Source organism: Oceanobacillus longus, assembly GCF_042650085.1.
Lineage (GTDB): Bacteria > Bacillota > Bacilli > Bacillales > Amphibacillaceae > Oceanobacillus > Oceanobacillus longus.
In genome coordinates this window covers 31,948-47,319 of sequence record NZ_JBHSAO010000018.1, presented here as the reverse complement: position 1 = coordinate 47,319, position 15,372 = coordinate 31,948, and the positions used below count along the sequence as shown (strand labels likewise).

General features: G+C 37.7%; 15 protein-coding genes. 8 read left to right on the top strand and 7 right to left on the bottom strand.

All coding sequences use genetic code 11. The features are described 5' to 3' along the window. Positions 1-19 precede the first annotated feature (19 nt). The 8 genes from ACFOUV_RS18320 to ACFOUV_RS18285 all read left to right on the top strand — a co-directional run bounded on the left by ACFOUV_RS18320 (position 20) and on the right by ACFOUV_RS18285 (position 6,362). A complete protein-coding gene (locus ACFOUV_RS18320; protein ID WP_379498225.1) occupies positions 20-919 on the top strand; it encodes a TIGR01777 family oxidoreductase in 900 nt (299 codons plus the stop codon). Positions 920-1,201: 282 nt separating this feature from the next. Next, positions 1,202-1,759, top strand: coding sequence for a GNAT family N-acetyltransferase (locus tag ACFOUV_RS18315; protein WP_379498224.1), 558 nt, complete (start codon positions 1,202-1,204; stop codon positions 1,757-1,759). A 66-nt stretch (positions 1,760-1,825) separates the two neighbouring features. Then, positions 1,826-1,957 (top strand): YfhE family protein, encoded by a 132-nt coding sequence (locus tag ACFOUV_RS18310; RefSeq protein ID WP_379498223.1) that lies wholly within the window; start codon positions 1,826-1,828, stop codon positions 1,955-1,957. A 995-nt stretch (positions 1,958-2,952) separates the two neighbouring features. Further along, the gene (locus ACFOUV_RS18305; protein WP_379498222.1) at positions 2,953-3,348 is read left to right on the top strand and encodes a GntR family transcriptional regulator; all 396 of its coding nucleotides are present in this window, start codon (positions 2,953-2,955) and stop codon (positions 3,346-3,348) included. After that, entirely contained in the window at positions 3,345-4,451 is a 1,107-nt protein-coding gene (locus ACFOUV_RS18300) for a DUF1648 domain-containing protein (RefSeq protein ID WP_379498221.1), read from the top strand. The genes ACFOUV_RS18305 and ACFOUV_RS18300 overlap by 4 nt, the downstream gene beginning before the upstream one ends. A 22-nt stretch (positions 4,452-4,473) precedes the next feature. Beyond that, positions 4,474-4,677, top strand: a complete 204-nt coding sequence (locus tag ACFOUV_RS18295) for a PLD nuclease N-terminal domain-containing protein (protein ID WP_379498220.1) — start codon at positions 4,474-4,476, stop codon at positions 4,675-4,677. Further along, positions 4,678-5,586 carry an ABC transporter ATP-binding protein gene (locus ACFOUV_RS18290; RefSeq protein WP_379498219.1) on the top strand — a complete coding sequence of 303 codons (909 nt, stop codon included), beginning with the start codon at positions 4,678-4,680 and terminating at the stop codon, positions 5,584-5,586. Then, positions 5,586-6,362: an ABC transporter permease gene (locus tag ACFOUV_RS18285; protein ID WP_379498218.1), complete on the top strand. Its 777-nt coding sequence runs from the start codon at positions 5,586-5,588 to the stop codon at positions 6,360-6,362. Before ACFOUV_RS18290 ends, ACFOUV_RS18285 begins: the two co-directional genes overlap by 1 nt. Before the next feature lie 41 nt (positions 6,363-6,403). On the opposite strand, the gene ACFOUV_RS18280 is transcribed toward ACFOUV_RS18285, so the two are convergent. The 7 genes from ACFOUV_RS18280 to ACFOUV_RS18250 all read right to left on the bottom strand — a co-directional run bounded on the left by ACFOUV_RS18280 (position 6,404) and on the right by ACFOUV_RS18250 (position 15,354). Continuing rightward, positions 6,404-7,105, bottom strand: coding sequence for a hypothetical protein (locus ACFOUV_RS18280; RefSeq protein ID WP_379498217.1), 702 nt, complete (start codon positions 7,103-7,105; stop codon positions 6,404-6,406). A gap of 3 nt (positions 7,106-7,108) precedes the next feature. Continuing rightward, positions 7,109-7,966, bottom strand: a complete 858-nt coding sequence (locus ACFOUV_RS18275; RefSeq protein WP_379498216.1) for an ABC transporter ATP-binding protein — start codon at positions 7,964-7,966, stop codon at positions 7,109-7,111. Next, positions 7,956-8,333 carry a GntR family transcriptional regulator gene (locus tag ACFOUV_RS18270; protein ID WP_379498215.1) on the bottom strand — a complete coding sequence of 126 codons (378 nt, stop codon included), beginning with the start codon at positions 8,331-8,333 and terminating at the stop codon, positions 7,956-7,958. The genes ACFOUV_RS18275 and ACFOUV_RS18270 overlap by 11 nt, the downstream gene beginning before the upstream one ends. A 127-nt stretch (positions 8,334-8,460) precedes the next feature. Beyond that, a complete protein-coding gene (locus ACFOUV_RS18265; protein WP_379498214.1) occupies positions 8,461-9,330 on the bottom strand; it encodes a ComEC/Rec2 family competence protein in 870 nt (289 codons plus the stop codon). 1,002 nt (positions 9,331-10,332) lie between these two features. After that, complete coding sequence (locus ACFOUV_RS18260; RefSeq protein WP_379498213.1) at positions 10,333-12,471, bottom strand: ATP-dependent Clp protease ATP-binding subunit; 2,139 nt, start codon at positions 12,469-12,471, stop codon at positions 10,333-10,335. 705 nt (positions 12,472-13,176) lie between these two features. Continuing rightward, on the bottom strand, positions 13,177-13,965 hold the full coding sequence (pdaA, locus tag ACFOUV_RS18255) for a delta-lactam-biosynthetic de-N-acetylase (protein WP_379498212.1): 789 nt from the start codon (positions 13,963-13,965) through the stop codon (positions 13,177-13,179). Positions 13,966-14,043: 78 nt separating this feature from the next. Further along, positions 14,044-15,354, bottom strand: coding sequence for a Na+/H+ antiporter family protein (locus ACFOUV_RS18250; RefSeq protein WP_379498211.1), 1,311 nt, complete (start codon positions 15,352-15,354; stop codon positions 14,044-14,046). Positions 15,355-15,372: the final 18 nt, after the last annotated feature.

Below are 15,372 nucleotides of genomic sequence, written 5' to 3'. Positions count from 1 at the left end.
TTATTTAGGAGGGCTTACAATGAATTTCCTTATTAGCGGTGGCACCGGTTTTATCGGTAAATATATTTCTAAATCCTTACATGAGAAAGGACATCATACCTATATACTAACTCGATCTCCGAAAACAAATATGAACACAGACAACACCACCTACATAAACTATAATTACCCAGCTGAAGAACTGCCAATTATGGAAGCTGTCATTAATTTGGCGGGTGAATCCCTATTTGGTTACTGGTCATCAAAAAAGAAAAACGAAATTATAAACAGCAGATTAGAAGCTACCAATCATATTATTGATATGATCAAAAATATGAAAACCAAACCAAACGTTTTTATCAGTGGGTCAGCTGTAGGATTTTATGGAATTTCTGAAGATCTAATCTTCACCGAATCTACGACCGAAGTAGGGAAAGATTTTTTATCAGAAGTAACAGTGAAATGGGAAGAAGCCGCTCAGCAAGCTGAAAGATTAGGTATTCGCACTGTCTATGCCCGATTCGGTATTGTTTTAGGAGATGAAGGATCGCTTCCTCTAATGAGCTTACCAGTAAAAATGTTTGCTGGTGGAAAAATAGGTAGTGGTGAACAATGGATGTCCTGGGTGCATGTTGAAGATGCAGTTAAACTGATTGCGTATTGCTTATTTCACTCTGAACTAAAGGGACCTGTTAATATTACTGCACCTAATCCGAAGAGAAATAAGGAATTCATGAAAATACTATCCAAAAGTCTAAAGCGTCCTTACTGGTTTCGAACGCCTTCTACGTTGATCCATGCAACGATTGGTGAAATGGGACAATTAATCACAAAAGGTCAATACGTGTTACCTCAAAAGGCTTTGGAAAATGGGTTTGAATTCACTTATCCTGAACTGAAAGATGCCTTGGGGGAAATTGCAAAATCACAAAAAAAATAAAACAAAAAATTTATCAAAAAACGATTCCTTTTTTGATAAAAAAATTGTAAAATAAAAATATCAAAATACGAAAGAGATGAATGGATAAGTATTACATTACAACACAGAATTATATAGGGAAGGCAAATGGTGCGCCACCAGTTTATCTGGTTCTAGTGGGTTCGATTCCCACCCCGAATTTTTGTTGAACGCTAAAATAAAAATTCGAGGGTGGGTCTCTCACTGGATTTCCTTATGGAAAATCAGTGTTTTTACCCGCCTGGAATAAGGAGGGTATTTTTTATGCTTAAAATGCGTGATTTACATGAGGTGCCTTTGCTGTTTGAACAGATGGTACACCCAGATGTTTTTCCCTATGTAAGACATAAAGCAAACACTACGGATGAGTTCTATTTCCTAACAAAGCATACAATAGAGGCAGAAGAAAACGGGGAACTAATTTCCCGAACTATTTTAGATGAATATTACCACCCGATTGGCACGATCAATTTATTTGATATTCATAACAATTATGGCTTTTTGGCTACTTGGATTGGTCAGCCCTATTTCGGAAAAGGGTATAATCAAAGGGCCAAAGAACAATTTTTCGATATGTTATTTTTCTCTTATCATATCGAAGGCATATTTATGAAGGTAAGAAAAGCAAATAAGCGGTCCCTTAAGGCAGTGTTAAAATTACCTTATGTTGCTCTCGGTAACGATGTCTATCCGAATGTATATACAAAAATAAACAGTGAAGCAGATAGTTATGATCTATTTGTAATCACTAAAGAACACTACATGTCCTATCAGCAATTTAGAACGACGGAAGTACAGACAACGGATGAGGAAGTTTCCTAATTCCTGTTGCAAATTGCGCATAATTTTCAGCTGTATTGGGCATTCTAGTCATTAAAGTGAGGGATTATGATGGCTAAAATGAAACCAGGACAAAGTGAAAAGTTTCTATCGAAGACACAGGAAGTTTTGTACCAGAAAGAGTTCAAAAATGCGGACCGTGTTTATAATCAGATCACACAAAAAGGAAACCGGAGCTAAGCTTCGGTTTCTTTTTTTCTCCTCTATTATCCACAGAAAAGTCAGTTTTTACTTCTATGCAAATATTACTTGTAGTTACTCAACTTTCGCACCATTAAAATAAGTTCGAACCGTTAACTGGGTTAAACTTAGAATGTTTCTAATAATCCCCTTGCTAAACTTGATTAAAACAAGGCTGTTTTTCGTACTGTTTATAGCCTTTTAATCATCGCAGAGTTGAGATAAATGCGAACTAGAATAAGTAACTTCGGCGACCGCTCTGGGGAAATATACTTCGCTTTCCGCGGGCGGCTGGTGAGCCCTCCTCGTGCTTCGCACTGCGGGGTCTCACCGATGCCTTTCCTCCCGCTGGAGTCTTCGTATATTTCCCCAGAGCTGGTTTTAAGCTTACAAATTGCTAACTGCATTAGTGATTTATAAAATCATATCACACAGCTTCACCAGTCCGGGTGAGTGGCGGGCGGTGACTCCTGCGGGAAAAGCACGTGTCCGAAGACCAGAAGAGCGGTTTTCTCTTCGGGGCTGAGGCCGTGCCCGCGGAAAGCATCCGCCCAGAGCGATCCTGGACGGCGGCAAAAGCACAAATCTTGGAAATAAACCTAAAATCACTTCGCAGTTTATAGAAAATCCGACGATAAAAGAGGGAAATTAACGAAACGATCCTTGCGTATAGATGTATCCAGACTGCTCAGCGCAAACAGTTAATCCAAAGTCAACTTAAACAGTGTAGCTCCAGTCCTCCTAATTCTATCAAGGCTTATTTATCCATTTCATTCTGCGAAAGTTGAATAGTTATTAACATTAATTTGTGAATAACTAATGTATTCCTGTGGATATTGTGGATTACAGTTAATTACTTATACTGCGTAGCTATTTTGGTTGTGGATAGAACTGTTGATAATTAATACGGGCAAAATAACGTATTGCTATAATCGTGTTCTAACTGTTATAATGTATGTATAACAGTTAGAACACGTTTATAGGAGTGATGACATGTGTTTATCCAACTGGATTTAGAATCATCCGAACCGATTTATATTCAGTTACGAAATCAAATAATTGAAGGAATAGCAAAAAAGAAACTTCATCCGGGTGATCCATTGCCTTCTGTCCGATCTTTGGCTGCTGATATAGGAATTAATCTACACACCGTTAATAAAGCATATCAGCAGTTGAAACAAGAAGGATATATATTAATTCATCGTCAAAAAGGAGTAGTTGTAAATCCAGACGGTTTTCCAAAAGCTGACAATAAGTATAGAAAACAATTACGAAACAGCTTGCATCCACTCATATCAAATTCCATTAGCCGTGAACTCAGTGAAGAAGAATTTACGAAAGTTTGCACTGACATTTTTAAAGAATTTGCAAAAGAAGGTGAGAATGAATGAACAGTTTCATTTTTATTTTGGTACTAATTTTAATTCCTGTTTTCATTGCTACTATATTTATACCTTATTGGACAAGAAGAACAGATAGCTTTGGTGTTACGATACCAGCAGAAATTTTTTACAGGACAGATATTAAAGGAATGCGGAAAAGGTATGCAGTTTCAACTAGTATTCTCAGTCTATTACTTACCGTTATTTTCTTAATCAGCATTACCTTTCTGCCAAACAATGAAAACTCGATCAGTATCCTATTTAGTGCAATACTTACATTTTATATCATCAGCAGTTTTCTCGTTTATGTAAAATACCATACGGATATGAAGAGAATAAAGGAAAAGGAAAATTGGATAAATGAAAATTCGCAGCTTGTTTTTGTCGATATCCGTTTTCGAGATCAGAAACTTACCTATTCTAACTTATGGTTCTTGTTTTCCTTTCTTATTACCATCGTGACAATTATATTAACACTGCAATCACATCAGCAAATTCCAGATCGAATTCCGATGCAATATAACTTTGCGGGTGAGGTTACCAACTGGGCAGAGAAATCGTATCGTTCTGTATTACTTAACCCTGTTATGCAAATGTATTTAACTATTTTGTTTTTGTTCATAAATAAGATGATTGCGCGTGCGAAACAACAAATAGACCCGGAAAATCCGGAAGAATCAATCCGAAAAAATGTCCTTTTCAGAAGAAGATGGTCGGCCTATATTATTATTACAGGATTGGCATTAACAGTCATGTTTACAATCATTCAACTATCTTTTATTTATCATATTAATCAACAGGTATTAACCTTCATACCTTTAATCGTAACACTCGGTTTAATCATTGGTTCGATTATACTTTCCATTACAACTGGCCAGGGAGGCAGTAGAGTGAAAAGTATTTCAGAAAAAAACGGGAATGTAATCAATCGGGATGATGACAAGTATTGGAAGCTTGGCCAGTTTTACTTTAATAAAGAAGACCCAGCCTTATTTTTGGAAAAGAGATTTGGCGTAGGGTGGACCATCAATTTAGCAAGACCGATGGCATGGATTATATTTTTCGGAATAATAGGATTCGCATTTGCAATCCCATTCCTGCTTGGAGCATAAATTTATGAAGGAGGTAATTTGAATGCAAGCTTTTTTTGAATCGATCAACTGGGCAATTATCACCCCACTTCTTATTATTCAAGGTATTTTACTCATTGTCGCTATCATCGATTGGGCTAAGGAAGAAGAAATACGCGGTCCAAAATGGATGTGGTTTTTTATCATTGTTTTCGTTAACATTATTGGCCCTGTTCTCTATTTTATATTTGGAAAGAGGCGAGATTAAATGACTTTGCTAACCGTTAGAAACCTTACAAAAACCTATCAAGATAAAGCCGCAGTGAACAAAGTAAGTTTTGATTTTCAACAAGGGAAATGCATTGCCTTGATTGGACCAAATGGTGCAGGTAAATCAACGATATTAAAAACTTTAGCAGGCCTTCTAAAGCCTACCGAGGGGACAGTAACTTTTGCAGGCATGAATGCAAACGATGATATCCGGAAATTTATAGGTTATTTGCCGCAGTATCCTATATTTTATTCATGGATGACCGGGGTTGAGTTTCTTATATTCAGTGGCCAGCTTGCGTATATCCCCAAAACAGAGGCCAAAAAGAGAGCAGAAAAATTATTGAAAAAAGTTGGGATTTACGATGCAAAAAACCAACGGATTGGAAAATATTCTGGTGGGATGAAGCAACGTCTCGGCATCGCACAGGCGATCATTCATCAACCAAAATTACTATTGTTGGATGAACCTGTTTCTTCCCTTGATCCTTTAGGTCGACGGGAAGTTTTAACCTTAATGGAAGAATTAAAACAAGAGATGTCCATCCTCTTTTCAACCCATATTCTTAGTGATGCAGATGAAATAAGTGATGAATTATTGCTTCTCCATCAAGGCGAAATGGTAGAATCCGGATCAATCAACGAGTTACGGCACAAATATCAAACATCGACAATCAAACTTGAATTTAAAGATAATCCAACTGCTTATCAAACCAAAGTGAATGCATTGCCGAGTGTAACAGAAAGTCACATGGAAAGAAATGTACTTCTGGTTACAGCTAAAGATATTTCGTTGGCAAGACATGAAATCTTAGCCGCTGCTGCAAATGAGAACTGGGAATTAAATGGGTTCACGCTTGACCGGGCTTCCTTGGAAGATATGTTTATGAAAGTGGTGAATAATTAATGCAATGGAACACACTTTTCAAAAAAGAAATGGTGGAAAGCTGGCGAAACAAAAAATTAATTTGGGTACCATTAGTTATGATTTTACTTGCAATTATGGACCCGATTTCCAATTATTATATGCCACAGATTATGGAAGCCGTTGGAGGATTACCTGATGGAACAGTATTTGAGCTTCCTGATTTTGCTCCTGCTGAAGTCGTCATGATGAGTCTCTCTCAATTCAGTACTTTAGGTGTATTAATCATTGTACTTATCTCCATGGGAACCATAGCTGGCGAAAGAAAAAGCGGCATTTCCGAACTTATTTTAGTAAAACCTGTTTCTTACAGCAATTATATTACTGCAAAATGGGCAGCACTGCTTATCCTTGTTTGGGTTTCCTTTATCTTAGGAATGCTAGCTAGCTGGTATTATATTAATATTCTTTACGGAAGTTTATCATTTGGAGACTTTTTATTAATTAGTTGCTTCTACGGGCTATGGCTGGCATTTGTAGTTACACTCTCTATCTTCTATAATTCAATGATTAAGACTCCCGGCCTTGTTGCCTTTTTAACGATATTAACGATCATGGTGATGAAGGGTGTCACTCAAGTATTCAATCATTTACTTGAATGGAGTCCTAATAATCTTTCCAATTATATTTTTCAAATGCTCTTAACTGAAAGTATTCCATCTAACCTTGTGGGAACAGCGATCGTCACTATCATCATGTCGATCATCCTATTAATTTTATCTACTGTTATTTTCAAATCGAAAGAACTTGCGCAATAATTGACAAAGGACTAATGCAATAGGAGCATTAGTCCTCTGTTCTATTTAACTTTTATCGTTGTAATTCTTCTGATAAAGACGTACGAAATAATATAAATAATTACACCAACTCCAAACATTTGAATGAAATAAGTCATTTCAATAGTTTGATAGAGGTCGATAAAATAATCAATGACCCAACCTTGCGCAATGCCAAGAAGTAATACAGCTGCGAATATCCCAAGGACCACTCCCCCACCAAGCAATCCATATTTATAAAATAGGAGACCAATCATATACATGAGCGTCAGCATGAAAAATATAATGATCGTGTCGATAATAACTCTATTCCACCAGTTATTTACTACTAATTGTGCAGGTTGAATAAATTGAAAATTGTGTAGTCCCACTACATCTGCAAATGCCATTATGATAGAATGCAACGTATTTACAACAACCGCTTTAAAAAACGCCAACCCGAGAAAAAAGATGCCGATGCCGAGAAACAAATTTTTCCGAACAACTCCTAATTTTAATGAAAAAGGAATATTTTCTTTTACTGTCAAAAAACCAATAATTGAACAGTAAATATAAACAGGAATTGCGAGTCCAAAAGCAAAAAATCCATCATCAAATCGAAGCAAAAAGTAAGAGAATGCTAAAGAAACAGTCATAATACTCAATAGAATCGTCCAGAATACCATTAAAGAGTAACGAATATCTGTACTATAGAAATAAATTAATCCTTTTATTTGTCTGCTCATTGATTATGCCCCCTGCTTTCTTTCCGTTAAATAGATCATTAACTCCTGAATGGGTACCCCTTCAACATTCAATTCGTACATCTTCGCTTCCTCTACCGATCCATATACATATGCTGTCATCATTCCAGCAAGCTGTTTTTTCTGAATTACCTCTTTTCCAGAGAGGAACGTTTCGACTTCTGCGATTGACCCAGACACCGAAATTGTATTATCCCGTAGAATTTCGGATTCTTCTTGCAAAACCAAAGATCCTTCGCGTAATATCAAAACTTCTTCAAATAATAAACTAACTTCATCAATTAAATGTGTGGAAAAAATAATGGTACGTTTTTCCTCCTGGTACTCCTCAAGCATTATTTCATAAAATCTTTTCCTCGATGGAGCATCAAGACCTATATATGGTTCATCAAATATCGTAATTGGAGCTTTACTCGCTAACCCAACAGTAATGCCAAGTGCTGATTCCATCCCTTTGGATAGTGTTTTTATTCTGGCATCCAGATTAAGTCGATATTCTTTTGTGAGCTCTTCTGCAAGTTGCTGATCCCAATTAGGATAAAAAAACGAATACATTTTGAGTACATTTTTAACTTTTAAATCTTTTTTGAAGTTATGCCCTTCTTTGATTAAACAAATGGATTCCGTTAAGCGCTGATTATCGAAAGGATTTTCCCCATCTATGAATATTTCACCGCTGCTTGCTAAAATTTGCCCTGATAAAATGTCCATAAATGTCGTTTTTCCAGCACCATTTCTCCCTAATAGTCCAAAAATTTTCGGTTCATCCAATGTGAACGAAATATTGTTAAGCGCATAATTATCTTTATATTTTTTGGTTAAATTTTTCACTTCAATCTTCATTTGACTTATCCTCCCTCTTCACCATTTCCATTAATTCACGATCCTCAATACGTAGCTTTTTAGCTTCATTTTTTAATGGCAGCATATAGGTTTCATAAAATGTTTGCTTACGCTTTTCAATGAGAATTTCCTTTGCGTCTTCAGTTACGAACATACCAACACCCCTCCGTTTAAAGAGTATATCCTCCGCTACAAGTTCATTGATCCCTTTAGCAGCAGTAGCTGGATTAATCTTGTAATAGGCTGCAAATTCATTTGTAGATGGTACACGTTCTCCTGTTTGAATACTTTCATTAATGATGGAGTCTTCGATTTGTTCTTTTATTTGAAGGAATATTGGTTTGTTTTCATCTAATGAATTTTTCATGATTGGTTCCTTCCTTATTTGGTTAATTACTTATGTAACTAACCATATAACCATTAAAGACTTTTGTCAACATTATTTTATAAAAAAAAAGATTTCAGCATTTTAGAGCTGAAATCTTTTTTTTAAACTATCCAGCTGCATCCATTAGTTTGTTCACTGGATTTCTTTCAGGGATAACAAAGTAATTCATGCCATCCGTATTAATGACTATATTACCAAGAGCAGCTGTTGAGTAAATCATTGCATTCACGTTATACAGGTTTTCGATTACACGATTCACTGGATGCCCATAATCATTTTCTTTACTGTACGTCAAAATAGCGACGTCGGGATTTACTGCCTTTAAGAAATCGAGTGAAGAGCTTGTTTTTGAACCGTGATGAGCTACTTTAATTATCTCCGCTTGTACATCATACTCTTTAAGAAATGATTTCTCCTGTTGCTGTTCTACGTCACTCATAAATAAAAAATCTACATCCCTATATGTTAGTTTTAGAACAACAGATGATTTATTGTTGTTCTTATACCTTTCATACGCATTCCAAACATCTATTTTAATCAATGGATCAATCTCGATAGGGACATTTCTTTCAGCAATTTGGACAGGTATTTTCTGCTTCCTGATTTGATTAATATAGTTGGCAAAGGTTTTAGTTGGATGCAGTTTCCCTGTATCCAGTATTTTATCAACCTCTATGTTGTCCATCACCATTGGAAGTCCTCCAATATGGTCAATATCCGGATGTGTAGATATTAACAGATCAATCTTATTTATATGAAGTTGTTTTAAATAAGATACGATTTTTTCACCAGATTCCGGCGGTCCACCATCGATGAGGATTATTCTGTTTAGGGGCGTTTGAATCAGTATACTATCCCCTTGTCCTACATCAATAAAGTGGACCTGCATTTCTGGGGTTGATTCACTGTAACCCTCGTTCGGGAAAGCGAAAAGACAACTATTTATAATCATAATAAAGGCAAGCCATTTTTTCATAAGAAACATCCTTTACAGCTTCGGATTTCTTATTAGTTTTTCACCGATTACCAGAAGTTATGAAAAGAACTTGAAATGGCTACTCAACTTCCTCATCAATAAAAGAAGTTCAATCATGTAATGGGACTGGAATTACTCGTCCGACCGAAAAGATTTAATATTTCACTCCTCGCCCCGCCTAAAAGACTTGTTGTTTTATAAGCATAATCTATAAACTGTGAAGTATCTGCTGGTTGGTTTGGTTTCTTGAAGTATCTGCTTTTCCCCACCGTCCGGGATCGCTCTGGGCGGATGCTTTCCGCGGGCACGGCCTCAGCCTCCTCGAGAAACCCACTCTGCGGGGTCTTCGGACACGTGCTTTTCCCGCAGGAGTCACCGCCCGCCACTCACCCGTACTGATGAAGTTTTATAGCTACGCTAGTATAGTAATTATTAGCAACCTTCTAACCAGCCCTGGGAAATACACGGAGACTTCTGCGGGAGGAAAGGCATAGGTGAGACTCTGAAATGCGTCAGCATGAAGAGGCTCACCAGCCGCCCGCGAAAAGCGCAGTGTATTTCCCAGAGCGATCGCCGAAGTTACCTCTTCTAGTTCGCATTTCACCTCAACTCTGTCCTGATTAAAACCAACATTAACGAAAGAGCACCTCGGGATATAGATTTATCTTGACGCTAAGTGAAACAGCTACTTCTAAGTCAACTTAAGCAGTTGTAGTCTTCCTAATTCTGTTATTTTATGCTACAAAAGTTGAGTTGGGTATAACAAAAGCGCAAGCGCCCGTTTAGGGACTACGGACTGGACTGAGGCGTAGGAGATAAAGGAAACACGGCGACCGGTGGGAGTCAATGTTGACTTATCGTACGGAGGTGAAGGAAGTCTCGCTAGTCCCTGGGCGCTGGAGCTGGACGCGGCCGTTTATGTGGGAGGATTATTTGCTGAGAAAAAGTTTATACTTTCTTACCTATTAAAAAAACCGCCGAAAGTCCGGCGGTTTTCATTATTTATGCTTTTTCTACTTTAATCTCATTATCGAATACAGTTACATGGACATTTTCAATCGCATCTTCTTCAAGAATTAGATCTGTTAGTTGATCTTCAATTTTATCCTGAATAACACGACGCAATGGTCTAGCACCAAATCGCTTATCATATCCAAGCTTAACTAATTTCTGCTTCGCTTCATCAGAAATCGTAATCGCAATATTATTCTCTTTAATCGCTTCTTCAAGTTCAGCAAGCATTAAATCAACAATATGCAATAGATGACTTTCTGCTAACTCATTAAAGTTTACAATTGCATCAAAACGGTTAAGAAATTCTGGTTTGAAATAATCGCTCAGATTTTCCAATGTTGATACCGACTCATGGCTATTGCTGTTAAAGCCTACATTGACGGACTTCACACCAGTGCCGGCATTACTTGTCATAATAATTACGGTTTCCTTAAAGCTGACTTTTCTGCCATGTGAGTCAGTTAAGTGACCATCTTCCATCGCTTGCAGGAACATATTTTGTACATCTGGATGTGCTTTTTCAATTTCATCCAGCAAAAGAATGGAATATGGATTTCGACGAATACGTTCTGTCAGCTGTCCTGCTTCTTCATGTCCTACATATCCTGGTGGTGAACCAATAATTTTGGAAACGGCATGTTTCTCCATGTACTCACTCATATCGAGACGAACCATCGATTCACGGGTGCCGAATAATTCTTCAGCGAGTACTTTTGTTAACTCCGTTTTACCTACCCCAGTCGGCCCTACAAATAAGAATGATCCGATTGGACGGCCTTTTGATTTCAAGCCTGCACGGCTACGACGGATGGCTTTGGCAACTTTATTGACTGCTTCATCCTGTCCAATTACTTTTTTACGAAGATTGGCTGCAATATTTTTCATTTTCTCCTGTTCATCAGCCTGCATTTTGGTTACAGGGATTCCAGTTTTTTCTTCAACAATAAGCTGAATATCAGTGATATCAACATCCAATATTTTTTCACCATCAACAGCTTTTTCCACTTGTTTTTGCAATTGAATTTCTTGATAACGAAGATTTGCTGCATGTTCATAGTCTTCTCTATCTGCTGCTTCCTGCTTCTCTTTGATAACCTCGTCCAACCGTTGTTGAAGTGATTTCGAATCTTTTTGGGCATTTTCCAAGTTTAATCGAGATCCAACCTCATCCATAAGGTCAATTGCTTTATCAGGTAGAAATCTATCTTGGATATAGCGGCTTGATAACGTTACAAAAGAACGGATAGCCTCGTCTGAATAACGAACCTCATGAAAGTTTTCATAGCGGTCTTTAATACCATCTAAGATTTTAACTGCATCTTCATGGGATGGTTCATTTACAATGATTGGCTGCAATCTTCTCTCAAGTGCTGGATCCTTCTCAATTTGACGGTATTCCTTCAATGTTGTTGCACCCATTAATTGCAATACTCCACGAGCAAGCGCTGGTTTTAGAATATTACCAGCATCCATTTGTGAGCTTTCAGCCGTACCAGCACCAACTAGTAGGTGTATTTCATCGATAAATAGGATTACATTCTCGCGGGATTGTAATTCTTCAATCAGCTTTTTCATTCGCTCTTCAAATTGTCCTCGCATACTTGTATTTGCAACAAGTGAAGCTACATCAAGCAAGTAAATTTCTTTATTGAGTAATTTGGCAGGTACATTGCCTTCAACTATTTTAAGAGCCAGTCCTTCTGCAATTGCTGTTTTACCGACACCAGGTTCACCAATCAGCACCGGATTATTTTTATTTCTTCTATTTAATGTTTCGATTACTCGTCTTATTTCTTTATCACGACCGATTACTGGATCAATCTTTCCAGACCTTGCTTCATCTGTAACATTAGTTGCTAATTGATCAATCAAGCCGTTTCCTTTTCTTGATTTTTGTTTTGTTTTTGTTCCCGTTTTGCTTCCGCCACTTCCTTGGGAAAATTTATTGGAGAATGCATCGTTCGCGTTTCCAAATGGAGTATTTGAGAAAAAGTCATTCGAATTCATCATTTTACCTTGAATCTCCTGGAAACATTCATTGCAAAGATGCATTTCCATTTTTTGATTATTTATATGCATTTGTGCGTTGATATTAGCTTGATTTACACCACATTGTTGACATTGCATTTCCCATTCCTCCTTGGTTTTTTCAATTTATATTAAGCAAATTTGACTTTGACTATCTTTGACCTTGAATTCATTATACCCTGACCTATTTTGACTTTCAAGTATTTTGTTTGATATTTTTATGAAAGGCTATTTTTTAAAAGATGGATTGTTGTTAATCCATAAAATCTATAAACTGCGACGTAACTTTATTGTGACTTCCTCCCACCCTTTCAAAGGTAAGTGCTATTGCTGCCGTCCGGGATTGCTCTGGGCGGATGCTTTCCACGGGCACGGCCTCAGCCTCCTCGCGGAAAAACACCGCTGTGGGGTCTTCGGACACGTGCTGGGACTGCGATTACTCGCCCCACCGAAAACATTTGTTCCCGTAGGAGTCACCACCCAGAGCAATCCCGGACTGGTGAAGCTCGGTGATATTAATTTTATAAATCACTAATGCAGTTATCAGTTTGTAAGCTTAAAACCAGCTCTGGGGAAATATACGAAGACTCCAGTGGGAGGTAAGGCATCAGTGAGATCCGCAGTGCGTTAGCACGAGGAGGCTCACCAGCCGCCCACGGAAAGCGAAGAATATTTCCCCAGAGCGGTCGCCGAAGTTCCCTATCCTTCGTCGCTGTTTATCTCAACTGTGCATTTATTAAATAGCAACAAACCATGACAAAAAAATGAGGGTTGACTTAGATGTAAGTCGACCCTCATTCGTTTTTAATTATATAAACCATTAGGAAGTAATTTCTTAATTAGAAGGTCGTCAAGGCTTTTAAATGTGTAGCCCTGCTTTTTCAATTCCTGGATAATACGTTCCAAGGCTTCCGCGTTATCGGAGGAGACTGCATGTAGCAAAACAATGGCACCAGGATGCATTTGGGCCATGATTTGGTCAAATGCATACTCCGATCCTTTCTGTTCACTAACTTTCCAATCGATAAAGGCAAGTGACCAAAATATATGAACAAGCCCCAGTTCATTTGCCCATTGCAATGTATTCTCATTAAATACACCTCTTGGTGGCCTCAGGAACTTTATATCTTTCTGATCACTCACTTCCGCAACTGCTGCTTCCAATGTTTCCAGTTCTTTTTGAATTGCATCTTTCGTTAATATCGTAAAATCCGGGTGATGATAGGAGTGGTTTCCAATAATATGGCCATCATCCACCATTCGCTTAATTAACTCTGGTTCGCTTTTCACATAGTGACCTGTCACAAAAAATGTTGCTGGTACAGATTCCCTTTTTAATACATCCAATATTTCCTCTGTAAAACCCTGCTCATAACCATTATCAAACGTTATATAAATCGTTTTGGCACCAGAATCATCAACATAGTAGGCACCATATTTTTCTAGCAAGTTCTTATACTCCCCTATTTCGGGGACCTGATGATCGGTATTCTTTTTATATCCCCAACCAAATGCATCTATGGAATAGGGATTATATAGGCAAAAAGAAAAGGTAAGAAAAATGATGATTGATGCTTTAATAAAGTTTCGCATAGCAACCCACCTGTTTTTTTCTTACCTTTTCCTATTCTGTTTTCATTTATTCATTATTCGTAAGCAATTTAAATCCTTCTATAAAACCATTGCTGCAATCCAACCAAAAATGATCAACGGAATATTGAAGTGGATAAAGGTCGGAACAACGGTATCCCATATGTGATGGTGCTTTCCATCAGCATTTAGTCCCGATGTTGGTCCGAGGGTACTATCAGAAGCCGGTGAACCAGCATCACCAAGAGCTCCAGCTGTACCGATAAGTGCGGCTGTTGCCATTGGTGAGAATCCAGCTGCCATACAGATAGGTACATAAAGTGCCGCAATGATTGGAATTGTTCCAAATGAAGAGCCAATTCCTAAGGTAACTAATAAACCGACCAATAATAGAACAAATGCAATAAGTGCTTTATTATCTTGAAGATAACCTGAAGACAATTCAACTAAAGCGTTGACAGCTCCTGTCTCTTGTAAAACTGTCCCAAATCCGGAGGCTACAAGCATTACAAAGGCAATTGTGCCCATCATACTTATTCCCTCTGTCATAATATTATCCGCCTTTTTAAATGGTACGACAAGAAACAGGAACATAAATACTAGACCAGTCAAGGCGCCTAATATTAAGTTCTCGGTAATTATTTGTACGATTAAAGCAGCGATAATGGACACAATCGTTAAAAGATGTTTTTTGTTAAACTTAATATTTTCCTTCTCTGGTGTTTGCATTGCTATTGCTGCACCACCTGCGCCAGGAACTGCATCTCTTTCTTTTCGATATGTTATAAAAATGGCAACCAATAAACCTAGGACCATTCCTAAACCGGGAATTAACATTGCTAAAGCCGTTTCCCCTGGTGTGATGAATGAACCATTGGCTTCCATACCTTCTACGATTATTCCATGGAAAATCAATCCAAATCCGGCAGGCACCATAAGGTATGGCGCTTTTAAACCAAATGTTAACGCTACTGCTACGGCACGTCTGTCCATACGCATCTTGTCAAAAAGTTTTAATAATGGCGGGATCAAGATAGGTATAAATGCAATGTGAACAGGCACTGCGTTTTGAGATAAAGATGCAACACCAGCAATTACTAGCACCATCATTGTTTTCTTTCCTGTTAAGACACGAATCAGATAATTTACCAATATAGTAGTTATGCCTGTATAGCTGATTGCAACGGCAAAAGCTCCAAGCAAGATATAACTCAATGCCGTATTGGCAGATCCTCCCATACCACTTACCATTAATTCAATTGATTCAATAATATTTAATCCTGCCATCAATCCGGCAGTAACGGATGCAGCAATAATTGCTATAATTACATTTACTCGCAGTAAACTTAATATCGTCATCACTAAAACTGATGTAATCACAATCCATTCCATTTTAAAGCTTCCCCCTAA

Excerpts from the sequence above, each read along its gene's own strand:
- ACFOUV_RS18315 (WP_379498224.1), top strand. The coding sequence starts at position 1,202 with ATGCTTAAAATGCGTGATTTACATGAGGTGCCTTTGCTGTTTGAACAG.
- ACFOUV_RS18300 (WP_379498221.1), top strand. The coding sequence starts at position 3,345 with ATGAACAGTTTCATTTTTATTTTGGTACTAATTTTAATTCCTGTTTTC.
- ACFOUV_RS18270 (WP_379498215.1), bottom strand. The coding sequence starts at position 8,333 with ATGAAAAATTCATTAGATGAAAACAAACCAATATTCCTTCAAATAAAA.
- ACFOUV_RS18250 (WP_379498211.1), bottom strand. The coding sequence starts at position 15,354 with ATGGAATGGATTGTGATTACATCAGTTTTAGTGATGACGATATTAAGT.
- pdaA (WP_379498212.1), bottom strand. The coding sequence starts at position 13,965 with ATGCGAAACTTTATTAAAGCATCAATCATCATTTTTCTTACCTTTTCT.
- ACFOUV_RS18260 (WP_379498213.1), bottom strand. The coding sequence starts at position 12,471 with ATGCAATGTCAACAATGTGGTGTAAATCAAGCTAATATCAACGCACAA.
- ACFOUV_RS18285 (WP_379498218.1), top strand. The coding sequence starts at position 5,586 with ATGCAATGGAACACACTTTTCAAAAAAGAAATGGTGGAAAGCTGGCGA.
- ACFOUV_RS18320 (WP_379498225.1), top strand. The coding sequence starts at position 20 with ATGAATTTCCTTATTAGCGGTGGCACCGGTTTTATCGGTAAATATATT.
- ACFOUV_RS18310 (WP_379498223.1), top strand. The coding sequence starts at position 1,826 with ATGATGGCTAAAATGAAACCAGGACAAAGTGAAAAGTTTCTATCGAAG.
- ACFOUV_RS18265 (WP_379498214.1), bottom strand. The coding sequence starts at position 9,330 with ATGAAAAAATGGCTTGCCTTTATTATGATTATAAATAGTTGTCTTTTC.
- ACFOUV_RS18290 (WP_379498219.1), top strand. The coding sequence starts at position 4,678 with ATGACTTTGCTAACCGTTAGAAACCTTACAAAAACCTATCAAGATAAA.
- ACFOUV_RS18275 (WP_379498216.1), bottom strand. The coding sequence starts at position 7,966 with ATGAAGATTGAAGTGAAAAATTTAACCAAAAAATATAAAGATAATTAT.
- ACFOUV_RS18280 (WP_379498217.1), bottom strand. The coding sequence starts at position 7,105 with ATGAGCAGACAAATAAAAGGATTAATTTATTTCTATAGTACAGATATT.
- ACFOUV_RS18295 (WP_379498220.1), top strand. The coding sequence starts at position 4,474 with ATGCAAGCTTTTTTTGAATCGATCAACTGGGCAATTATCACCCCACTT.